The sequence below is a fragment of the Methylocystis bryophila genome, assembly GCF_027925445.1.
GTDB classification, from domain to species: Bacteria; Pseudomonadota; Alphaproteobacteria; order Rhizobiales; family Beijerinckiaceae; genus Methylocystis; species Methylocystis bryophila.
In genome coordinates, this window is the sequence record NZ_AP027149.1 from 3,928,554 (window position 1) to 3,946,997 (window position 18,444).

16 protein-coding genes and 1 pseudogene are annotated in these 18,444 nt (G+C 62.9%); 4 read left to right on the top strand and 13 right to left on the bottom strand.

Annotated features, from left to right (window positions below):
* Nucleotides 1–166 precede the first annotated feature (166 nt).
* The gene (locus QMG80_RS18115) at nucleotides 167–1,522 is read left to right on the top strand and encodes an IS5 family transposase (RefSeq protein ID WP_085770453.1); all 1,356 of its coding nucleotides are present in this window, start codon (nucleotides 167–169) and stop codon (nucleotides 1,520–1,522) included.
* Between the two features lie 11 nt (nucleotides 1,523–1,533).
* On the opposite strand, the gene QMG80_RS18120 is transcribed toward QMG80_RS18115, so the two are convergent.
* From QMG80_RS18120 to lptG, 8 genes are all read right to left on the bottom strand, one after another.
* Entirely contained in the window at nucleotides 1,534–2,679 is a 1,146-nt protein-coding gene (locus QMG80_RS18120; protein WP_085773490.1) for an MFS transporter, read from the bottom strand.
* Nucleotides 2,680–2,750: 71 nt separating this feature from the next.
* The gene (locus tag QMG80_RS18125) at nucleotides 2,751–3,170 is read right to left on the bottom strand and encodes a DUF2267 domain-containing protein (protein ID WP_085770454.1); all 420 of its coding nucleotides are present in this window, start codon (nucleotides 3,168–3,170) and stop codon (nucleotides 2,751–2,753) included.
* 40 nt (nucleotides 3,171–3,210) lie between these two features.
* A complete protein-coding gene (gene accC, locus QMG80_RS18130; protein ID WP_085770455.1) occupies nucleotides 3,211–4,572 on the bottom strand; it encodes an acetyl-CoA carboxylase biotin carboxylase subunit in 1,362 nt (453 codons plus the stop codon).
* Between the two features lie 14 nt (nucleotides 4,573–4,586).
* Nucleotides 4,587–5,120: an acetyl-CoA carboxylase biotin carboxyl carrier protein gene (gene accB, locus QMG80_RS18135; RefSeq protein ID WP_085770456.1), complete on the bottom strand. Its 534-nt coding sequence runs from the start codon at nucleotides 5,118–5,120 to the stop codon at nucleotides 4,587–4,589.
* 6 nt (nucleotides 5,121–5,126) lie between these two features.
* On the bottom strand, nucleotides 5,127–5,570 hold the full coding sequence (aroQ, locus tag QMG80_RS18140; protein WP_085773491.1) for a type II 3-dehydroquinate dehydratase: 444 nt from the start codon (nucleotides 5,568–5,570) through the stop codon (nucleotides 5,127–5,129).
* Between the two features lie 88 nt (nucleotides 5,571–5,658).
* A complete protein-coding gene (locus tag QMG80_RS18145) occupies nucleotides 5,659–6,423 on the bottom strand; it encodes a DsbA family protein (RefSeq protein ID WP_085770457.1) in 765 nt (254 codons plus the stop codon).
* A 56-nt stretch (nucleotides 6,424–6,479) separates the two neighbouring features.
* Complete coding sequence (locus QMG80_RS18150) at nucleotides 6,480–9,014, bottom strand: LPS-assembly protein LptD (RefSeq protein WP_245300050.1); 2,535 nt, start codon at nucleotides 9,012–9,014, stop codon at nucleotides 6,480–6,482.
* Between the two features lie 86 nt (nucleotides 9,015–9,100).
* Entirely contained in the window at nucleotides 9,101–10,186 is a 1,086-nt protein-coding gene (gene lptG, locus QMG80_RS18155) for an LPS export ABC transporter permease LptG (RefSeq protein WP_085770459.1), read from the bottom strand.
* Between the two features lie 412 nt (nucleotides 10,187–10,598).
* On the opposite strand from lptG, the gene QMG80_RS18160 reads away from it, so the two are divergent.
* Entirely contained in the window at nucleotides 10,599–12,152 is a 1,554-nt protein-coding gene (locus QMG80_RS18160) for a leucyl aminopeptidase (RefSeq protein ID WP_085770460.1), read from the top strand.
* Between the two features lie 187 nt (nucleotides 12,153–12,339).
* Here the strand turns inward: QMG80_RS18160 and QMG80_RS18165 are convergent.
* The 3 genes and pseudogenes from QMG80_RS18165 to QMG80_RS18175 form a co-directional block, all read right to left on the bottom strand.
* Nucleotides 12,340–12,989: pseudogene (locus QMG80_RS18165) on the bottom strand (IS5 family transposase); the annotation flags it as partial.
* A 268-nt stretch (nucleotides 12,990–13,257) separates the two neighbouring features.
* Nucleotides 13,258–13,647 carry an SDR family NAD(P)-dependent oxidoreductase gene (locus tag QMG80_RS18170; RefSeq protein ID WP_199769027.1) on the bottom strand — a complete coding sequence of 130 codons (390 nt, stop codon included), beginning with the start codon at nucleotides 13,645–13,647 and terminating at the stop codon, nucleotides 13,258–13,260.
* 186 nt (nucleotides 13,648–13,833) lie between these two features.
* A complete protein-coding gene (locus QMG80_RS18175) occupies nucleotides 13,834–14,808 on the bottom strand; it encodes an SDR family NAD(P)-dependent oxidoreductase (protein ID WP_085773492.1) in 975 nt (324 codons plus the stop codon).
* 126 nt (nucleotides 14,809–14,934) lie between these two features.
* Here QMG80_RS18175 and QMG80_RS18180 point away from each other — a divergent pair, with 126 nt between their 5' ends.
* On the top strand, nucleotides 14,935–15,567 hold the full coding sequence (locus tag QMG80_RS18180; protein WP_085770461.1) for a TetR/AcrR family transcriptional regulator: 633 nt from the start codon (nucleotides 14,935–14,937) through the stop codon (nucleotides 15,565–15,567).
* 180 nt (nucleotides 15,568–15,747) lie between these two features.
* Entirely contained in the window at nucleotides 15,748–17,103 is a 1,356-nt protein-coding gene (locus QMG80_RS18185; RefSeq protein WP_085770453.1) for an IS5 family transposase, read from the top strand.
* Between the two features lie 433 nt (nucleotides 17,104–17,536).
* Here QMG80_RS18185 and QMG80_RS18190 read toward each other — a convergent pair whose 3' ends face one another.
* Both QMG80_RS18190 and QMG80_RS18195 read right to left on the bottom strand, forming a co-directional pair.
* Nucleotides 17,537–17,968, bottom strand: coding sequence for an HVO_A0114 family putative DNA-binding protein (locus QMG80_RS18190; RefSeq protein ID WP_085770462.1), 432 nt, complete (start codon nucleotides 17,966–17,968; stop codon nucleotides 17,537–17,539).
* A gap of 14 nt (nucleotides 17,969–17,982) precedes the next feature.
* Complete coding sequence (locus QMG80_RS18195; RefSeq protein ID WP_085770463.1) at nucleotides 17,983–18,330, bottom strand: toxin-antitoxin system TumE family protein; 348 nt, start codon at nucleotides 18,328–18,330, stop codon at nucleotides 17,983–17,985.
* Nucleotides 18,331–18,444 lie beyond the last annotated feature (114 nt).

Sequence of the window (18,444 nt, forward strand, 5' to 3'; positions counted from 1 at the left end):
GTCCGTGAAGAACTCATAAGCCTCTGTCATGGCGGGTGATACGGCTACGTTAAAGTAATCGTTTTCGCCGGGATTGGGGCTGTTTGCGCTGGTTTCCTTGCAAATTGATCTCGCGCCGGAGGCGTGATTCTCTGCCCTTGACGAACGGTCGGCAGGGAGATTCGCAATGCGTCCGAAGGAGCGGCGTGACAGTGGGCAGCGGGATCTGTTTCGGGCGCGTCTCGATCAGATCGTCGACATGGCTCACCCGCTGGTCAAACTCCTGCGCACGATCGACTGGGGCTTTCTGGAGCGGCGCTTCGGCGCCGTCTACGCCGACGTTCCCGGTCGGCCGCCGCTGCCCACAAGGCTCATGGCCGGCCTCGCCATCCTCAAGCACATGCACGATCTCTCCGACGAGGCGCTGTGCGATCGCTGGCTGGAAAACCCCTATTTCCAGCTCTTCTGCGGCGAGGAGTTCTTCCAGCACAAGCTGCCCTTCGACCGCTCCTCCTTGACGCGCTGGCGCCAGCGCATGGGCGAGGAGAAGCTCGCGGCGCTGGTTCAAGAGAGCCTTTCCGTCGCGACCAGGACCGGGGCGGCGAAGCCCTCTGACTTCGCCAAGGTCATCGTCGACACCACCGTGCAGGAGAAGGCCGTCGCCTTCCCGACCGACGCCAGGCTGATGCATCGCGCGCGGGAGCGACTGGTGCGTCTCGCCAAGAAGCACGGCGTGGCTCTGCGTCAATCCTACGAGCGGATCGGCAAGCACGCGCTCATCGCCTATCAGCGCTACGCCCACGCCAAGCAGTTCAAGCGCGCGGGCAAGGCGCTGCGCAAGATCAGGACCTATCTCGGCCGCGTCGAGCGCGACGTCGCGAGGCGCATCAAGGACAATGAGGCGCTGCGTGATGTTTTCCGTCGGCCGCTCTATCTCGCCGAGCGCGTGCGCGAGCAGCGCCAGAAACAGCGTGGCCGCAAGGTCTACAGCCTGCACGCGCCCGAGGTCGAATGCATCGGCAAGGGCAAGGCGCATCGCCCCTATGAGTTCGGCGTCAAGGTGTCGGTGGCGACGACGCTCTTTCGCTCGAAGGGTGGGCAGTTCGTCGCGCATGTGCAAGCGCTGCCCGGCAATCCCTACGACGGCCATACGCTGGCGCAGGTCATTCCCGACATGGAGAAGCAGATCGGCGCCTCGATCTCACGCATCGTCGCCGACCGCGGCTATCGCGGACACAACGCCCCCGCGGAGCACAAGTTCAGCGTGTTCATCGCCGGCCAGCGGCGGCGCGTGACCGGGGCGATCAAACGCGAGCTCAGGCGACGCTCGGCCGTCGAGCCGGTCATCGGCCATCTGAAAAGCGACCACCGCATGGGCCGCAACTTCCTCGCCCACAGCGCTGGCGACGCCGCCAACGCCGTGCTCGCCGCCGCCGGCTACAACTTCAGGCGCCTGCTGGCCTGGCTGGCGCTTTTTTGCACCATCATCCTAGCCACCCTCGCCCGATTAGGTTCAGCTCAGAATCGCCCACTCGCCGCCTGATTGCTCGTTCTTCACGGGCGACTCACGAGAGCGAGTAGGACGGCGCCGATCAAAGAGACGACGCCAACCGCAAGGCAGAAGAACGTCAGAGACGTTACGGGAACTAAGCTGCCGAAGAGAAACGATACGGAGAATATGCCAAGGTTCAGCAAACTTGCATGGTAGGAATTAATCGTCCCTCGATATATCGCCGATAGCCCGCTCAGTCGGGCATGATGCAGCGGGCCTCCGCATCCGTAGCCGAATGCCCAGGGCATGCCGGCGAGCGCGAGCTGATAAACAGAGCTCGTTGGAATCGAAAACGCGATCACCCCAATTGATCCCGCGAAGGCGGCCGAAGGCAAGGCTATATCGTCGACAGCTCTTCGCAAATAGGGACCGGCAAGGTTGCCGGCGATCACGACAAGTCCGAAAAAGCCTGCCAGCAGTCCCGCATCGTCGGGCGCAAGCGATGATTTGCTTGCCGCAATGTCAGCGACGATCGCCCCGAAACCCGCCATCCAGCCCAACCAGAAGTAGCTGGCCAACAGACGCGCCAAGACTCCCCCGGTAGACAAGGCGCCCAGGTGCGTTGACGCCAATGAGGGTGTTTTCGTCGTGGGACGTGCAAACGAGGAGTCAAAGACGATCGACACGACAAAAAATGCAAGCGCCGCCAATGCTGCAAGGAGGTAATAGGCGTGCTTCCAGCTCGTATGGCCGGCGAGCCAACCTGCGATCGAGGGCGTCAGGACGAATGCGAGCATCAATCCCACAAAGACTCGCCCGAGATAGCGATCGATTTTCTCCGACGAGGCTCTGTCTCCCACAAGCGCTAAGCAATTGGGCTGGATGATCGCAGCGCACACGCCCGTGAGCCCCGCCAAGGCGACGCCCATCCAGAGGCAAGACGCCTTCGGCATGAGCGCGCAAAGCGCCGAGAATCCGAGCAAGCCGGCTTGCAGTGGCCGCTTACGTCCCAGACGATCCGAAAGCGGCCCCGCGATTAATGCAATTGCCCCATAGGCCAACCCATAGGCCGCGGGCAGATAGGCGATAGCATTCGATGCGACGCCAAAATCAGGTCCCATAAAGGTCATCATCGGACCCGCGACAACCTCCGCGGACCCCACGAGAAAGAGCGCGCCGAACACGGTGGAAAGTTGGATCAATTTCATGCGAGCGGCGCCGCCACGCCGACGGCAATCGTCGCGCTTCCATCGAAAAAAATCAATGCCTCCGCATGTGTTCAGACGCGCCAAAACTCGACGGCTTCATTGGGGAGCATGGCGAGAACGCGGTCGAGTTCCGCTTCATTCACATTCTTGCGCAGCGCCGTCGCGACATCCCTGATCGCCGTATCGGGTGAAAAATTGTGATCGCCGCGAAGCGATTTGACTTCTGCGGTCATCAGCTCGCGCCTTTCGAACGGACGCGCCGGCTCGTTAAGATCCCAGTCGGCAACGAAGATCGCTCGCAGGACGGGCGGCAGGACATTCGCGAATCTCAGCGCATCGCCGACATCGAGCCGACGGCGGAAGACTCGAAGAACGCCTTGCGTCATCGTGTAGACTTGATTTCGAGTTGTCAGTCCTGACGCATCGATCGCGTCGCGAAGGAACCGCTCGAATTCTTCCGAAGCGTATTGATACTCCATCGGCATCGGCATCGGCTTTGCTCCGATATAGGAACCAGTCGCGCGATGGCCGTCAAAAGCTCGGCTCGATTCCGCCGGTCGCGAGGAAGTGCTCGAGCCAATGGATGTCGTAGACGCCGTTTTGCACGTCCGTGTTGCGCACGAGCGTGCGGAAGAGCGGCAGCGTCGTGTCGATGCCGTCGACGATGAATTCGTCGAGCGAGCGGCGCAGGCGCATCAGCGCTTCGGTGCGGTTGCGGCCGTGCACGATGAGCTTGCCGATAAGCGAGTCATAGCTCGACGGAATCGTATAGCCTTGATACACGGCCGAATCGACGCGCACACCGACGCCGCCTGGCGGATGATAATAGGCGATGCGGCCCGGCGAGGGGCGGAAAGTCGCGTGATGCTCCGCGTTCACGCGGCACTCGATCGCGTGGCCGAAGAAGGACACGTCTTGCTGCTTTAAGGACATAGGTGAGCCCGCAGCGACGCGGATCTGCTCGGCGACGATATCGACGCCGGTGACGGCTTCAGTGACCGGATGCTCGACCTGGAGGCGCGTGTTCATCTCAATGAAGTAGAAGGCGCCATTCTCATATAGAAACTCGACCGTTCCCGCCCCCGCGTAGCGCAGCTCCTGCATGGCGCGCGCGCAGATCTCGCCGATCTCGGCGCGCTGAGCGTCGTTTAGGGCGGGCGACGGGCTTTCCTCCCAGACTTTCTGGTGCCGGCGCTGCAGCGAGCAATCGCGTTCGCCGAGATGGACAGCCTCGCCCTTGCCGTCGCCAAACACTTGAATCTCGATGTGGCGAGGCTTCTGCAAATATTTCTCGAGGTAGACCGTGTCGTCTCCGAAGGCGGCTTTGGCTTCCGTGCGCGCGGCGGCGACCGACTGGATGAGCTCCTTGGCGTCATGCGCGACCTTCATGCCGCGTCCGCCCCCGCCCGCCGAGGCCTTAACCAGCACCGGATAGCCGATCCGCTCGGCTTCCCGACGCAACTCATTGGCGTCCCTGCCGATTGCGCCCTCAGAGCCCGGCACGCAGGGAATGCCGAGGCGCCTTGCTGTGGCCTTCGCCTCGATCTTGTCGCCCATCACACGGATGTGCTCGGCCCTGGGCCCGATGAAGGTGATGCCATGCTCTTCGACGATTTCCGCGAAACGCGCATTCTCGGAGAGGAAGCCGTAACCCGGATGCACGGCGTCGGCGCCGGTGATCTCGCAGGCCGAAAGCAGCGCCGGGATGTTGAGGTAAGATTCGCGCGCGGGCGGCGGCCCGATGCAAACGGATTCGTCCGCGAGCTTCACATGCATGGCGTCGGCGTCGGCGGTCGAATGGACGGCGACCGTGGCGATGCCGAGCTCTTTCGCCGCGCGCAAGATGCGCAAGGCGATTTCGCCGCGATTGGCGATCAATATCTTTTCGATCATGGCTCCGAGCCCGCCTATTCGATGACGAGCAGGGGCTGGCCGTATTCGACGGGCTGGCCGTCCTCGACCAGCATGGCGCTCACGACGCCGGCCTTGTGGGCCACGATCTCGTTGAAGGTTTTCATCGCCTCGATCAGCAGCAGCTTGTCGCCGACCGACACACGGGATCCCACCTCGACGAAGGCGTTGGCTTCCGGATTCGGCCGCAGATAGGCAGTTCCGACCATGGGCGATTTGACGGCGCCGGGACTTTCGACAAGGCGTCGCTGCTCTTCCGCCGCCGCCTCCCGTGCGGGCGCCTGCGGAGCGAGAGCGGCCGCCCCCCCCGCCGGAAAGGGCGTCGCCAGGATCGTCGGCGCGATCGGCGCGGCGACTGCGGCAAGCGAGCGCGCGGCGCGTATGCGCAATCCGCCACGCTCGATTTCGAACTCGCTCAGGTCATGCTCCGCGAGAAGCTGAGCGACGAGACGCAGCAGGGACTCGTCTTTGGGAGCGGCGTCCGACGCTTTGACGGCGCCTCTTGCGGGGGTGCGGGTTGATCGCGCCATGGGGCTTTAGCTCTTTCTTTTGGCGCCGGCTATGAGCGCCTCGAGCGCCAGCAAGTAGGAAGTGGCGCCGAATCCCGAAATCGTTCCACGCGCCACCAAGGCGACGTAAGAGCGATGGCGAAACTCTTCGCGCGCCTGCGGATTGGAAAGATGGACCTCAACGACCTCGGCTCGGGCGCCCTTGATCGCGTCGTGAAGCGCGATGGAGCTGTGAGTCAGGGCGCCCGCGTTCAGAATGATCGGCGCGCTCGCCGCGGCGGCTTCCTGAACCCAGGTCACGAGGTCGCCCTCGCAATTCGATTGCTTGAAGACGAGCGCGAGCCCTTCGCTCTCGCATCGGGCCATGAGCGCGCTGCGAATGTCCTCGAGAGTCTCGCTCCCGTAGATTTCGGGTTCGCGCGCGCCGAGCAGATTGAGATTAGGGCCGTTGAGAACGTGTACGGCTAGCATCATCACACCAAAGGACTCCGGGCCTCGCGCGGAGACCCGTCTCTTAACCTCTTCGTTCGATCGTTGAAAGCCCCGTCCGCCGCTCGGCTCAGCAGGCGGCCTTGCCGCATTTCCGGACGCTGTCGATCTTGGCCTTCAAGTCGGGAAGGCTCAGTCCGCCGACATAGGCGTCCTGTCCGATGACCCAGGAGGGAGTCCCGCTAAAATGCAGCTTCTCGGCGAGCCCCTCGACCTCGGCGAGGGCGGCGTGCGTCGCCGGGCTCTTGATGTCCTTCTCGAGTTGATCCATGTCCGCCCCGAGCTCCTTGGCGGCGGCCATGGCCTGCGCCTTCCCGATGTGCCCGCGCGTGCCGAGCAGCTTCTTGTGGAACTCCCAAAATTTTTGCCCCTTGAGCTGCTGGCGGACCGCAGTCGCGACCTCCGCCGTCTCGACGGAGTCGGGCCCAAGAATAGCAAAATCCTTCAGCACCACGCGCAGCTTGGAATCGCTCTCGACGAGCTTCGCCACAGTAGCCAGCGATTGCTTGCAGTAGCCGCAATTATAGTCGAAGAATTCAACGAGCGTCACATCCCCGTCCGGATTTCCGACCACGGCCTGATTGGGCGAGCGGAAGAGCTTCGCCGCTTCGCCGGCCATGGTCTTCTCACGGTCGGCGGCTTCCGCCGCTTTGTCTCGCCGGTCCAGCTCCTCGGCGGCTTCCTTGATGATCTCGGGATGGCTGACGACATAGTCATGGATGAATTTGCCGAGCTGGTCCTTCTGCTCATTCGTCAGCTCGCCGGCGCCGAGAGCCGGGGCATAGAGCATGACCGCTGCGGCGAGGGCGAGCCCGCCCAACCATTTCGATAGCATGATGTCTCCTTTGACGGCGCTGACGGAGGAGCGCCTGAGCGGGTGCTAGACTGGCGTCACGGCTGCGAGCGCACGCCGTCGTTCATCGTAAAGGTTCCGAGCGACTGATTGAAGTTGATGGCTCCGAGCGTGCGGAGCTGAAGGCTGACCATCACCGTCTGATTGCGCGCGGGCAGGCCTGTATTCGTCTGCGTCGTATAGTTGGACGTATAATTGACGAGGAATGTCGTGCATTCGTCTTGATATCCCCCGCCGAAGCCCAGCGCGGCCACCGAGAACACCGGCGCGGTGCCCTGCAGATTGATGCCTGTATAGGTCGTGTAGAGCGTGGGATAGAGGGTGAGGCCGTTATATAGATAGCGGCTCATGTCGAAGGTGACCGTGCCAGAAACAAAGTAATTCTTGGTCAGGTTGTATTTGGCGTTGAAAGCCAATCCCTGACGACGCTTGTCGAAGCCGATGAGGGGCTGCGCCTCGTAGTTGGCGTAGTGCACGTCGAAGGACATCGGATCGAGCTTTATGGAAGCGAAGCCGTCCACGCGCCGTGCGGCGAAGGTCGCTGGATCGAAAAGCGCCTTGGCGGTGAAGGTGATCGGGCTGATGGGCGAGACGACGAGGCGACCGACGATGTCCGAGACGCGATGGTCCAGCCCGGAGGAGAGACCCACGTTTGCGGCGTCGGCCGTCGCATAGGAATTCTGCCCGGCGAGCTGAGCCGATTGACCGATCAGAGCGTTGACGTAACCGCCGTTATTCAGCGTGAAGGTTCCCTGCCCTCCGTAGTTGGCGCGCGTTCCGGTCTCGAAGCGGTTATAGCCGGAGAATTTGCTCCACTCGAACAGATTGGTGTCGTCGAAAACGAGGCTCTGCGCGTCCATGTTCACGAGAGAGGGAATCGACGACTGGTTGGGCCGGGCGATGACCTGCGCGATGGGCTCGAGCACGAGAGCGCCGGCCGCGCTGCGGGCGATCAGGGGATAGCGCCACTCGACGCCGGCTCCCGGCGTCACCTGACCGTTGAAGGAGTTGTCAGCCCCGTTCACGAACAGGCCCTGCGCAGCGTTGGGGATCGGCTGCAGCGTCGCGTTGTAAACCGGCGCGGTGTCGGTCGTGTTGTAGTTGAGGTAGGAGCCGGAGAAGCGCGCGAAAGCGAAGGGCGTCCAAACGCCGCCAACAGGGTCGATGGCCCTGCGCTTCCAAGACGCCTCGACGGTGCCCGATTCGTAATTGCCGCCGATGCCGCGCAGCAGACAGGTGCTGTTCGCGCGATTGGGCGTCGGCGAATAGATCGAGCACACCGTGTAGAGACCGTTGAACTTGTCGAGCGTGCGCGGCTGGATCGACTCATAGTCCGCGATTTGCGCCGAGGTGCTGGTGAAATTGGCGTCGAGGGTGACCTGTCCGCCAATCCCCATCGTCTTGTAAGGATCGACGTCGAAGGCGCGGTTATAGTCGGTGATCGGATGCGCCGTCGGGAGCTGCGCCTGCAGGTCGTTGGGCGAGAGGCCCTGGAAATAGTAGGCCCGCATGTCAAACCAGCTGCGGTCGCCCTGTCCGGTCAGATAGACGGTCGACGACCGCTCTTTAAAGAACAGGTTTCCGTAGAGCGGGTTCCACTGCCTATAGTCTTGCAGGAAGTATCGATCCGAGAGCGCGGTCACGTCCCACCCAAACTTCCAATAATCGTTGGGATAGAACTCGCCTCGGCTCTCCACGGCCCCGCGATATTTGAGGTTCGAGGCGCCGTAGGGCGGCGAGGGAAACGCGCCGCGATCGTTCGGCTTCGTCCCCTCCGCGAGGATGCTGAACGATCCCGTCTCGAAGCGCTGCCGATACTCGCCCTTGAGGAGCGGGCCCTGCTTCGTGAAATACGTCGGCGTGACGGTCAGATCCGCGTTGGGCGAGATCGCCCAGTAAATCGGCACGCCAAAACCATATCCGACGTAGCTGCCGTAAGTTTCGGTCGGCATGAGTAGACCGCTCTTGCGCTTCACGGTCGGATCAGGCGATGACCAATAGGGCATGTAGGCGACCGGGAAGTCGAGAAACTCGAGGGTCGCGTCCTCGTAGTAGATCATCTTCTCGACGCCGTCGTGGATGATCCGCTTGGCGTGAATCTGCCACAGCCGCGGCTTCGAAGGATCGTCCTTACAGGCGTCGCAGGCCGTGTAGGTCCCGTGATCGAAGATGGTCTCCTGACTGCTCGCGTCCCCGCGCCGCTCGGCGTAGGGCGCCCCGAAATGCGTGTTGTCCGCGGTGTCAGCCTGCAGACTCTGGATGAACCCGTTCTTGAAGTCGTCGGTCAGATCGAAGCTCTCGGCGCGCTCCACCGCACCGTCCGCCTCAGTCAGGCGGGCATGGCCTTCGGCGCGGATGCGTCCCGTGTCGCGATCATAGGTGACGCGATCGGCTTCGAGCAGCCGGCCCTTATAATAAATCTGCACGTTCCCACGGGCGGAGACGGTGTTCTTGGTCTGATCATAGACGAGCTCGCGGGCCTCGACGACCATGCGCGGCTCGGGAGAGGCGGCTTTCTCGCCCCAGGCCGCCGCCGGGACAAAGAGCGACGAGCCGAGAAGAAGGAAGGACAAGAGGCGCGCAAGGCCGCGGCCGCGCTTCGGCCACGGTTCACGCACGGCTGTCGTAGGGAGCCGCGAAAGGGCGCGCGAATTCCCCATCAGCCGTCTTCCGAGTGAAGAAGCGACAATGTGCCCAGCATGCTTCCCACCAACGCCGGCGACCACGCGGCCAGCGAGGGGCTTATCGTCCCCGCGCCTCCGAGATCGGAAAAGACTTCCGTAACGATATAAAGCACGAACCCAGCCGCAACGCCACCCGCGAGAGTCCTGGCGACGCCGCCAAATCGAAAAAATCTTAATGAAAATGAAGCGGCTACAAGGACCATGGCGACGAGGAGCAGCGGCCGGGCCAGAAGGCGCTGGAACTGCAGCATATAGCCGCGGGCGTCGAGGCCCGCGGCCAGCGTCTGTTCGGTCAGACCCGGCAAGCCCCAAAAAGGCACGCCCTGTGGAGGCGCGGTCGTCTTGGCGAGCTCCTCTGGCGTCAAATCCGTGGCTAAGAGGTAATTGTCGTAAGCGGCGGTCGCCTCGCCCGGCATGGTGACGCGGGCGCCCGTCAGAAGCCAGGCGCCCGGCAGAAGCTGTCCATGTGTGGCCTCGATCCGTTCGAGGAACGAGCCGTCGGGCGCATAGGAATCGACGCTGACGCTGTCGAGCGAGGTCAAGCCCTGCGCGGCGTTCATGGCGTGAATGATCGCCAGCCCGTCGACCCCGTGCTCCCGCAACCACAGGCTGTGGTCCAGGCGCACGCTGCCCGCGACCCCGAAAAGCTGGAACTCCAGCTCGTCGGAGCGCTGCTTTAAGGTCGCTGATATCGGGTTGTAGAACCCGACTGAGAACACCCCGAGCAGGAAAGCGACAACGACCGGCGGCGCCAGAAATTGCCAGACTGAGACGCCGGCCGCCCGGGCGACGACGAGCTCCAGCTTGCGGGTGAGGTCGACGAAGGTCGCCATCGCCGCGAAAAGCACGGCGAAAGGCAGGATCGACTCGGCCGCATTTGGCGCCCGCATGATCGACATTAAGGCGACCATGCCTGTTCCGACGTCGGGATTGTCGCGGGTGCGGCGCAAAAGCTCGACGAAGCCGATCACGAACATCAGACAGAAAATCGTGACGAAGATCGCCAAGATGGTCTTCAAGAAGCGCTTGGCGAAATAGAGCGAAAGCGTCGCGCCGATCATGGCCTGGCGCTCTGCGCCGCGCTCGAAACGTAGGATGCGGCGGAGATCATCGGCATCGAACGACCCGTTGCGCGGAACTTCGACTTCGCCGACGCGGCTCCGGCCGCCCGACGCGTCAGGGAACGCTTGAGCGCATTCCGCAAAAGTCGACAGGCTTTTGCGGAATGCGCTCCAACATATTGAGCTAGCACGTTTTCTTATCGCTCGAACGGTCCCGTTCGAGCGATAAGCGCGCTAAGCCCCCGCGCGCATTCCGGGGGAGCTCAGCCGCGCTCTAACGGGACATTGCGGCGTTTTGACGAGGGCCGGTCACAGCGACGAATTGACCCCGGGGGCTGCACGCGACAATAGTGCCCCCTTACCCTTTCCGCGCCGCAGCCTGAGGCGAAGCGGCGATTCCCGCGAGATCCCCATGTCAACTGACGTCAAGCTCGAGCTTATTTCTTTCGATGATGCGAAGGTGCGGATCGCCGCGCCGGAGGAGGCCGGACAACCGCGCGCGCTTGTCGCCTACCTTGGGGCGGAGCTCGCCCTCGGGGAGGTCGCCAAAATAATTCTCGCGGAGGCGCAACCGCAGATCACCCGGGCGGCGGCGGCCGCAAAATTTACCGGCAAAAGCGGAACGTCACTGGAAATCCTGGCGCCCGCGGGCCTTCCGGGCGTATCGCGCCTCGTCCTGATCGGAATCGGGCCAGCCCAAGCGGCGGAGGGCGAAAAGCCCAGGGCCTTCGACGATTTCCTGGCGCTCGGAGGCCAGACCGCCGCCAAGCTTGGCGAGGGCTCGCGGGCGATAACGCTCCTTGATTTTCCGCAAGCGCCGTCGGAGCCTCTCAAGGCCGCCGGCCAGCTCGCGCTGGGCGCGTTGCTACGCGCCTATAAGTTCGAGCGTTACAAGACCAAGAAGAAGAAGGACGCCGCCGAGCGCGAGGGCGCGATCGAGCTCGCGCTGGCGGTCGCCAACACTTCCGCGGCGGCGCCCCTGATCTCCGAAGCCGAAGGCCTCGCCGAATCCGTGCTGCTCGCCCGCACGCTCGTCAATGAGCCGGCCAATGTGCTGACGACGAGCGAATTCGCCCGGCGCGCGCGTGAGCTCGCCGAATTCGGAGTCGAGGTCGAGGTGCTCGACCAGCAGGCGATGGCCGACCTCGGCATGCATGCGCTGCTTGGCGTCGGGCAAGGATCCCGGCAGGACAGCCTTCTGGTCCTCATGCGCTGGAACGGCGGCGCTCCCGGCGCGGCGCCGCTCGCCTTCATCGGCAAGGGCGTCGTCTTCGACACCGGCGGCATATCGATCAAGCCCGCCGCCTCAATGGAGGACATGAAGGGCGACATGGCGGGGGCCGCGGCCGTGACCGGCCTCCTGCGCGCGCTCGCTCAACGCAAGGCCAAGGTCAACGCCGTCGGATTGCTCGGCCTCGTCGAGAACATGCCGGACGGCGCCGCGCAGCGTCCCGGCGACATCGTCAAATCCGCCTCGGGCCAGACGATCGAGATCATTAACACCGACGCCGAGGGCCGGCTCGTGCTCGCCGACGCGCTTTGGTACGCCAAGGAGAAGCTGAAACCCTCCTTGATGATCGATCTCGCGACCCTCACGGGCGCGATCCTCGTCGCGCTGGGACAGGAATATGCGGGTCTGTTCTCCAACGACGACGCTCTCGCCGAGAAGCTCGTCAAGGCCGGCGAAGGGTCGGGCGAGAAGCTGTGGCGATTGCCGATGGGACCCGCCTTCGACAAGCTCATCGATTCGCGCTTCGCCGACATGAAGAACACCGGCGGGCGGCACGCCGGCTCGATCACCGCGGCGCAGTTCCTGGCGCGCTTTGTCGACAAGACTCCCTGGGCGCATCTCGACATCGCCGGCACGGGCATGAGCTCGCCCTCCGGCGACATCAATCAGAGTTGGGCCTCCGGCTTCGGGGTGCGCCTGCTCGACCGATTTGTGCGCGACAACTACGAGGGCTGAGCGCGAAAGGCGCGGCCGCCTGAAGAGCCCCTTCGCCGAGATCGTCCGGCGTAGGGCCTCGGCCCGACGATGATTCTGCTGTTCCGAGCGCCGGAGCATCGAGCCTGCCGTGCAGCATTAGGGCAATTCGTATGCTGTCCCCGTAATTCCCTATTTCCGTAATTCCCTAAGAGTCTGTCCGGAAGGCTCACGCGGGATTACAGAGCTTTCGTAGCATGAGGCGGATGGAGGCGAGGCGCAAGAAGGCGAGCGCCTTGCGTGACAGGCATTCCCAGTCCTTGGCGAGTCTGCGGCATCGGCCGAGCCAGGCGAAGGTGCGCTCGACGAGCCATCGCTTCGGCAAGACGACGAAGCCTTTCGCCTGATCGGAACGCTTGACGATCTCGACGTTCATGTCGGCGATGACCCTATCGACGGCTTTGCGAAACTCTGGCCCCTGATAGCCGCCGTCGGCGTAAAGCTTCAGCAGGAACGGGAAAGCCCCAAATAAAGTCGCCATCACCAGCGCGCCGCCGTCGCGGTCTTGTACGTCTGCGGCGTGCACGAGGGCGTGCATCAGCAAGCCTTGCGTATCGACGAGGATGTGCCGCTTCTTGCCCTTGATTTTCTTACCCGCGTCATATCCCGGCGGATCAATGCGCGTCCCCCTTTTTCGGCGCTTTTCGCGCTCTGGCTGTCGATGATCGCAGCTGTCGGGCTGGCCTCGCGCCCTGCTTCTTCACGGCATTTGACGTAAAGCGCCGCATGGATGCGGTCGAGCGTCCCGTCCCAGTCCCAAAGGTCGAAATAGTCGTAAACGGTGCTCTTGGGAGGCAGATCCTTGGGGATCGCCCGCCGATTACGGTGACATGATATCAATTGCAAAATTGTGCGTCAAAGCCCAAGCGTCGCAAATCGCGCGCCTTGCCCGCATCAATCTTCATCGCCGCGACCGAACGACTTCTCGGTCGGAAAACTGCAGCCGGGCCGGCGAGGACCCAAGCCGAAGACGGACCGCCCGGAGAAGCAGTTTGGTAATTGATATCATGTCACCGTAATCCATGTCACCGTAATCCCGCGTAATCCCGTAATCCCTTGACGGGGGCGACCGAGGTCGTGAGGACGACTAGCCTCCCCGATCGATCAGCGGCGCGAGCTTCTGGACCGCGAAAAACGGCCCCTTGGCGTTCAGATTGAACATCTCGTCGTAGATGGTCTCGGTCGTGTTCTCGAACGGCGCGAAGAGGCCGAAGCCGGGGTTTACAAAGAGCAGGTCGAACGTGTCGAACTCGGCCTTCTCCTGAGAGGCAAGGGCGCCGATTTCCGTCAACGACCGCGCGTCGCTCGAAACCACTACGGCGCCGTTCCCAAGCTCTTTCCGCGCCGATTCCAGGCCGGCCTGCGAGCGACCCGTCACCAGAACGCGCGCCCCATCGAGGAGCATCTTCGCCGTCGCGAGCCCCATGCCGCTGGCGCCACCGATGATCACCGCCCGCTTCGCTTCGCACCGTTCCATGCGTACTCTCCTTGCGACGCCCGGGATGCTCAGCTTGTTTTGAACTGTTTTGTATGATAATAAGCCACAGAGGCTGCGGTCAAGATCATTTAGTACTATTCATTTTGAAATATAGCAGGGCCGCTACGGACAACCACACCTGCTGGCGCCGGTCGCCGCGACCACGCCGCCGTGGCCGGCGCTCCTTCAGGACACCGCCCTCAACCATTCTGGGTGAGACAAGTCGACGCCGGAGACGTTAACGATGGCCTGCCACGCGGCTTCCTGGTTGGCGCCATCGAGGAGGTGCGGGTGGCGCTGCGCCTCAATTGGGCCTGAGAACTTCCCTTGAGCCGAGGCGAAAAATTGCCCTGAGACGTCGGTTCCGAACTCCGACGCCTGAAGGTACCGACGGGCCGCGGTCTGCGGCGTCTGATTCATGCCGGGAATGAGGTTCACGATTGGGATAAACAAATACCTCAACATCGGGCCAGCGTTTCGCACCACCTTGGTGGCGGTCGCCCCACCGGGCGAGACAGCGTACACGGCCATGCCGGAGGGTAGCCTGCGCGCGAGCGCCGCGACCCACCAAGCGATAATGAGCTTCGCGTCGGCATACGCATTGTTGGGCACGTAATTCACGTTCGGGCCGCTGCGAATCAGGGCTTCAACAGCGGCGGTTTGGTCGTCCCGGAAGTATTTAGCCGCGAAGGCGGGCACGTCGGTGTACTTGAACATGGGTACGCCCCCGCGGGCAGGCTCCGCGCCGGCGATAACAATCCGCGCGTTGGGGCTAAGAAGGTTGGCGCGAAGCAACCCGACAGTCAGTTGATGATGGCCGATCAGCGGGGCCTGAGAAGCCTCTATGCCCGCCGCAGTGATCACGCGCTTCTTGCCTGGGACCATTCCAGCATTGAGCAGCAGGAAATCGACCGCCCGACCTTGTTTGACCAGATCGGCGAGCGCGGACTGGACGCTGGCCGGCCTGTCCAACTCCAGCTCCAGCGGCGTGAAGACCTTTCTTTTGGTCTCCGCTGCGAGCTGAGCGGCCGTTTCCTTGGCCCGAGCCAGGCTGCGTCCGGTGATGATGATCTCGCGCCAGCCCTCTTCGGCAAGAGAGCGGGCTGCTGCATGACCGAGCCCGGAGGTGGCGCCGGTGACGAGCGCGATCGAATGTTCCATGGGGGGCTCCGTGGTGAAGGGAAAGATCGAGGCCTGAGGCCCCACGAGGCCAGGGCCGGCTTGCCAATTTCGAACTATTCAGTTATATATTTGCGCGCTGGTCCTTGTCAAGGAGTTTGAAACTAAATGATCCAAAAACTCGCCAGGCCGCTTGGACGACCTCGCAGCTTCGATGAGAGCGAGGCGCTGGAAAAAGCGATTCAGGTTTTCTGGTCGAAGGGTTACGATGGGGTGACGATCGACGATCTCGTCGCCGGGATGGGCGTGGGACGGCCGAGCCTGTATTCCGTCTTCGGAGATAAGCGGACATTGTTTTTGCGCGTTCTTAAGGCGTATGCAGAGGCGAAGGGCGCTCTTGCTGCGAAAGCACTCTTCTCGGCGCGCACTCTTCGCGACTCGCTCGTCGCCTTCTTGAGGCACGCCGTAGAAACTGCGACCGAGGAAGGATCCGCCCGGGGATGTCTTCTCGTGAGCATCGCGCCGCTCGTGGACGATGCTGAGGTTCGGCAGTTCCTGAAGGATGCGGCCGCCGCCGCCATAGCGCTACTGGAACGCCGCTTCCGGGACGGGATCGACGCAGGAGAAGTGCCGTCTGACTTTCCCGTAACCGCGCGGGCGAGCCAGGCCCTCGACCTTGTCCGGGGTCTGACGATGCGTGCGCAGATGGGCGCGCCGCGCAAGACGCTCCTTAGAGATGCCGAGGAAGCGGCGGACTTAGTCCTCCTGCCGCGGCGTGGAAATGTGACGCCAAAAGGTTGATGCTGGATTGCGTCGTCCGTGAAGAACTCATAAGCCTCTGTCATGGCGGGTGATACGGCTACGTTAAAGTAATCGTTTTCGCCGGGATTGGGGCTGTTTGCGCTGGTTTCCTTGCAAATTGATCTCGCGCCGGAGGCGTGATTCTCTGCCCTTGACGAACGGTCGGCAGGGAGATTCGCAATGCGTCCGAAGGAGCGGCGTGACAGTGGGCAGCGGGATCTGTTTCGGGCGCGTCTCGATCAGATCGTCGACATGGCTCACCCGCTGGTCAAACTCCTGCGCACGATCGACTGGGGCTTTCTGGAGCGGCGCTTCGGCGCCGTCTACGCCGACGTTCCCGGTCGGCCGCCGCTGCCCACAAGGCTCATGGCCGGCCTCGCCATCCTCAAGCACATGCACGATCTCTCCGACGAGGCGCTGTGCGATCGCTGGCTGGAAAACCCCTATTTCCAGCTCTTCTGCGGCGAGGAGTTCTTCCAGCACAAGCTGCCCTTCGACCGCTCCTCCTTGACGCGCTGGCGCCAGCGCATGGGCGAGGAGAAGCTCGCGGCGCTGGTTCAAGAGAGCCTTTCCGTCGCGACCAGGACCGGGGCGGCGAAGCCCTCTGACTTCGCCAAGGTCATCGTCGACACCACCGTGCAGGAGAAGGCCGTCGCCTTCCCGACCGACGCCAGGCTGATGCATCGCGCGCGGGAGCGACTGGTGCGTCTCGCCAAGAAGCACGGCGTGGCTCTGCGTCAATCCTACGAGCGGATCGGCAAGCACGCGCTCATCGCCTATCAGCGCTACGCCCACGCCAAGCAGTTCAAGCGCGCGGGCAAGGCGCTGCGCAAGATCAGGACCTATCTCGGCCGCGTCGAGCGCGACGTCGCGAGGCGCATCAAGGACAATGAGGCGCTGCGTGATGTTTTCCGTCGGCCGCTCTATCTCGCCGAGCGCGTGCGCGAGCAGCGCCAGAAACAGCGTGGCCGCAAGGTCTACAGCCTGCACGCGCCCGAGGTCGAATGCATCGGCAAGGGCAAGGCGCATCGCCCCTATGAGTTCGGCGTCAAGGTGTCGGTGGCGACGACGCTCTTTCGCTCGAAGGGTGGGCAGTTCGTCGCGCATGTGCAAGCGCTGCCCGGCAATCCCTACGACGGCCATACGCTGGCGCAGGTCATTCCCGACATGGAGAAGCAGATCGGCGCCTCGATCTCACGCATCGTCGCCGACCGCGGCTATCGCGGACACAACGCCCCCGCGGAGCACAAGTTCAGCGTGTTCATCGCCGGCCAGCGGCGGCGCGTGACCGGGGCGATCAAACGCGAGCTCAGGCGACGCTCGGCCGTCGAGCCGGTCATCGGCCATCTGAAAAGCGACCACCGCATGGGCCGCAACTTCCTCGCCCACAGCGCTGGCGACGCCGCCAACGCCGTGCTCGCCGCCGCCGGCTACAACTTCAGGCGCCTGCTGGCCTGGCTGGCGCTTTTTTGCACCATCATCCTAGCCACCCTCGCCCGATTAGGTTCAGCTCAGAATCGCCCACTCGCCGCCTGATTGCTCGTTCTTCACGGGCGACTGGATTGCGCGGACGTCGAACCGACCGCTAGCGGCGTCAGGCGCCGGCGACATCATCCAGGAATCCCTGGGCGGCATTATCCCTTTACAAGACGGGCGGCTTCGTCGGGTTACGGTGGGTTACGGTGACATGATATCAATTGCAAAATTGTGCGTCAAAGCCCAAGCGTCGCAAATCGCGCGTTTTGCCCGCATCATTCTTCATAGCCGCGACCGAACGACTTCTCGGTCGCAAACAGCAGCCGGGCCGCCGAGGACCCAAGCCGAAGACGGACCGCCCGGAGAAGCCGCTTGGTAATTGATATCATGTCACCGTAATCCGCGGGGAAGCCGCTTGGTAATTGATATCATGTCACCGTAATCCCGTAATCCGAACGCCTTGGCGGGACGCCACCTCCAAGACCATTACGACTTACCTTACCGTCGGCAGCCGTTCGACCGAGACGACACTTCCCGGCCCGACGAGATCGAGATCGAGCGTCACGCGCTGTGCCGTCAGCCGCGGCGCGCGCATGCGTCCCTTGCCTTCCTCGAAATCAACTATGCCCGCCTCGCGCAGCTTGCGCAGCGTTCGCGACAGGTTCGATTCCTTGCGATGCGCGAGCGTCGCCAGCTCATGCAGGGAGCCAGGCCTCTCGCTCACGATGAGCCGCAGCAAGCGCAGGTTTTCCTCGGAGAGCAATTTCACCATAGCTTCGGGCGAGGTCGTCGTGCCGAACGCGCGCGTCGCCGTCGCCTCGCTGTCAAACCAACGCTTGGGCGCGTCCTTCGCCGCGGCGGGATCGGTGATTATGCGCTTCGTCCACTTCATGAAGTCGCCGACTGTGCCGGTCTTATAGGTCATTGGGTATCCCCCTTTCATCCATCGCGCGTTTCACTTCGCGCCAAAAAGTCTTCGAGCAGTTGCGCCGCCGAGGTGAAGACGTAAGGCCGTCCCGGATCATTTGCTGTGCGATGCCAATGGTCATGCGCGGCAGACGCCTTCACGAATTTTCCGCCGGGTCGGTCAGCCGCATGAGCATTGTCGAAGCGCACGAACGGCTCGCCGTCCTCGGGGCGAAAAACAAGCGCGTAGCTGAGCCCATGAGGACGCTGCGGCGTCGGCTCTGTGCGCCGAGCCATAAACTCGACGACGTAGCCTTCGGCCGCTTCAAAGCTCGCGCCATCAAAGGACAGCAATAATTCAAGTTCTTCGTCTTCGGCCATTATATAATATCCTATCCTCATTAGATAAGACAAGCAAGAGAAGTCATGTAACATATTGAAATTAATCTGTAACCCTGTGTCCCCGCGCCTTGCTCGGTCGGGCTGCCGTGAACC

What these genes read in the sequence shown, in the direction of transcription:
- QMG80_RS18115 (WP_085770453.1), top strand. Translation starts at nt 167, where the DNA reads ATGCGTCCGAAGGAGCGGCGTGACAGTGGGCAGCGGGATCTGTTTCGG.
- QMG80_RS18120 (WP_085773490.1), bottom strand. Translation starts at nt 2,679, where the DNA reads ATGAAATTGATCCAACTTTCCACCGTGTTCGGCGCGCTCTTTCTCGTG.
- QMG80_RS18125 (WP_085770454.1), bottom strand. Translation starts at nt 3,170, where the DNA reads ATGCCGATGCCGATGGAGTATCAATACGCTTCGGAAGAATTCGAGCGG.
- accC (WP_085770455.1), bottom strand. Translation starts at nt 4,572, where the DNA reads ATGATCGAAAAGATATTGATCGCCAATCGCGGCGAAATCGCCTTGCGC.
- accB (WP_085770456.1), bottom strand. Translation starts at nt 5,120, where the DNA reads ATGGCGCGATCAACCCGCACCCCCGCAAGAGGCGCCGTCAAAGCGTCG.
- aroQ (WP_085773491.1), bottom strand. Translation starts at nt 5,570, where the DNA reads ATGCTAGCCGTACACGTTCTCAACGGCCCTAATCTCAATCTGCTCGGC.
- QMG80_RS18145 (WP_085770457.1), bottom strand. Translation starts at nt 6,423, where the DNA reads ATGCTATCGAAATGGTTGGGCGGGCTCGCCCTCGCCGCAGCGGTCATG.
- lptG (WP_085770459.1), bottom strand. Translation starts at nt 10,186, where the DNA reads ATGATCGGCGCGACGCTTTCGCTCTATTTCGCCAAGCGCTTCTTGAAG.
- QMG80_RS18160 (WP_085770460.1), top strand. Translation starts at nt 10,599, where the DNA reads ATGTCAACTGACGTCAAGCTCGAGCTTATTTCTTTCGATGATGCGAAG.
- QMG80_RS18170 (WP_199769027.1), bottom strand. Translation starts at nt 13,647, where the DNA reads ATGGAACGGTGCGAAGCGAAGCGGGCGGTGATCATCGGTGGCGCCAGC.
- QMG80_RS18175 (WP_085773492.1), bottom strand. Translation starts at nt 14,808, where the DNA reads ATGGAACATTCGATCGCGCTCGTCACCGGCGCCACCTCCGGGCTCGGT.
- QMG80_RS18180 (WP_085770461.1), top strand. Translation starts at nt 14,935, where the DNA reads ATGATCCAAAAACTCGCCAGGCCGCTTGGACGACCTCGCAGCTTCGAT.
- QMG80_RS18185 (WP_085770453.1), top strand. Translation starts at nt 15,748, where the DNA reads ATGCGTCCGAAGGAGCGGCGTGACAGTGGGCAGCGGGATCTGTTTCGG.
- QMG80_RS18190 (WP_085770462.1), bottom strand. Translation starts at nt 17,968, where the DNA reads ATGACCTATAAGACCGGCACAGTCGGCGACTTCATGAAGTGGACGAAG.
- QMG80_RS18195 (WP_085770463.1), bottom strand. Translation starts at nt 18,330, where the DNA reads ATGGCCGAAGACGAAGAACTTGAATTATTGCTGTCCTTTGATGGCGCG.